The sequence below is a fragment of the Paenibacillus tianmuensis genome, assembly GCF_900100345.1.
In the GTDB taxonomy this organism is placed as follows: Bacteria; Bacillota; Bacilli; order Paenibacillales; family NBRC-103111; genus Paenibacillus_G; species Paenibacillus_G tianmuensis.
Map to the genome: position 1 here is coordinate 1 of NZ_FMTT01000096.1, position 2,515 is coordinate 2,515.

Below are 2,515 nucleotides of genomic sequence, written 5' to 3' on the forward strand. Positions count from 1 at the left end.
GTGTTAGGTTCTAATTCTAATGAATTCATTAGTTCAACTTATATAGAAGCGGAAAGAAAGAAATATCCTGAAGGAAATTTTAATCTCGGTCTCTCACATGGAATTACAGGTCCTCTTGCTTTCTTGAGTTTGTCATGTCTTCACGGTATGACGAATGAGACGATGGTCGGAGATATAATGAGACTGTCTGCCTGGATATACAGGTGGCAAGTGAATAACTCTTTTGGTATATACTGGCCAGGCCGTGTTTCATATGAAGAGTTCATCCAGAACGAAATGAAGCGGGACTCAATAGAAAATATACGAGATTCCTGGTGTTACGGGACGCTTGGAATTGCCCGTTCACTCTGGTTGGCTGGACATGCGGTAAATAACAAGGAATGGAAGGAAACAGGATTGCAGGCATATGTGGATATTGAGAAGCGGATCAAGACATTTGGAGGCATTACTTCATCCACAATATGTCACGGTGTGGGAGGATTACTACATCTGATACAGCGAATGTATTCGGATACAGGACATGAAACGCTTGGTGCATTGCGGGACAAACTAGTTGTTACTGTGTTAGAGCGTTATGCACCACATTCAATGTTCGGCTATTATGATGAACAGACTATAAACGGAGCTTCAATCACAAAGGATAACGCTGGGTTTTTGACCGGAACCTCAGGAGTTGCTCTAGTGTTGGCTTCTTTACTCAGCAAGGAGAGTCCCGATTGGGATCTGATATTGCTTATACGTTAATCGATCGTTACTGCTCAGGTCATCAAAATTTTGAAATGTCCACGAGTCGGTGAGTGAGGCGAGGATAGGACGTTCTTGTTTCAAAAGGGTGGAAACACGCTCGCAACCTAGCAAACCTTTGGCGCCAGATGCAGTACAGAATGCCCCTGAAACTTTTTGCTTGGCACTTTTACCATACGTAGATTGCGTTCCGCTTTATACCACTCTCGGTAGTGGTGGAAAGGAGCAAGTTCGATGGCATCCTATGCAGCTTCTACCATTGATATGGGAAGGGATGATGATTATCCACACATGTTGACAGCTGAATACGTGTAAAAACCGAAAAAGTACTTTAGAGACAAAATGACCGAACTCTGCAATAAAAAGAATTATGACGAGCTGGTCGTCGAAACTAAAAATATTTACGCTACTGGAAAATGATGAGCGGAGTCCATTGCCCAAGATTTGTTTACAATTATATGATATAATGGTATAATAATACTTGTGTTTGAATGGTGATTTATTAGACTCATTAGCGAACATAGTTTTGCAACACTCTACATGAACGAAGTTCGTTCCTTCACCTTTCAAATTCGATTCCAAAAAAAGGAGGGTTTACAATAGCAGAAGGTTATTCTTAATTTTTGTTTTGAACTGAAGCTCGCTGAAATTGTCTTGAATTTACTTCTTACAAAAACTTGAAAGAGAGGCTGAACATATGGAAACTAATTTATTTGATCTTGATATTAGAGTGATAAGCACAAAACAAGAGCTCTCTAAACCCGATCCTAATTGGGATACAACTAATCCCGTTTTTTCGGATGCGGTTTGTGCAAGTGTAACTAACTGTAGCATTCCTTGCTAGTGACCCCATTCGTGGACAGTATTGAATAATCAGCCAGGAGATGGCTCCTGAATTCATCAGGAGTCATCTATTTTAATGTCCATTGATAAGCGTTATGAATTGTAATGGATGATATACTCTTGACCCGTAGACACAGTTCTTTAAGAAAGTTACAGTCCTTATAGTCAAGTTCGTCCTTCATATGACCAAAAAAACGTCTCCATGGGCGCATTGTCCCGGCTAGTTACGAGACATGACTGCTTAAACCCAGCTTCTGCGATGAGGAGGCGGGTTTTAGGGTGTGTATAGTGCAACCCTGGTCGGAATGGGAGATGGCTTCTGGATGAATATTGCCGTCCACTCGTTTGAGTAAGCGAGCCATTGTCCATTTAACCAACGATAACGGGAATTTAAATTTTTTTGTGTAGTGCGGCCGGGCAAGGTCGCTAATTCTAGTGGGTGTAAGTCCCATCAGGGTAAAGCCTGACCAGCAATCCTGTACCTATATAAATTGAACTAATGATTTACTAAACTTCCTGATTTCATCCAAACGCAGAGCCGATCAATGATCTTCATCGTATCGAGCATAATGTTATCCATAAGGGCTCGGACATTCATGCGGATATCATTTACAGTGTGATAGAACACAATATTAATTAAATCGGATTTCCGGATTTCAGCCATTTCCAAAGCCCTTCTACAATGAGTGTATCCATAATAATGAAAAAAATTGCACATAATATTCAGAGTCACCACCCCTCTCAGAAAAATATGTTATGCCAACATGATTTCTCCAACTCTTTAAGATGGTCATTGTCGTAAGGAAACGGGAGTAAATGAAAAAAACATTAATTTATTTGAATATCAAGTTAGCTCCGCTTGGCTTATTCGGTCAAATCGCCGTAGGTGACGGTATCAGTGGAAACACAAGCAGCCAGCAGGCGATTA

General features: G+C 40.8%; 1 protein-coding gene. It reads left to right on the top strand.

All coding sequences use genetic code 11. The features are described from left to right. A partial coding sequence (locus BLO51_RS28210; protein ID WP_167670377.1) for a lanthionine synthetase C family protein occupies window positions 1-744 on the top strand: 744 nt, incomplete at its 5' end. Between the last annotated feature and the right edge of the window lie 1,771 nt (window positions 745-2,515).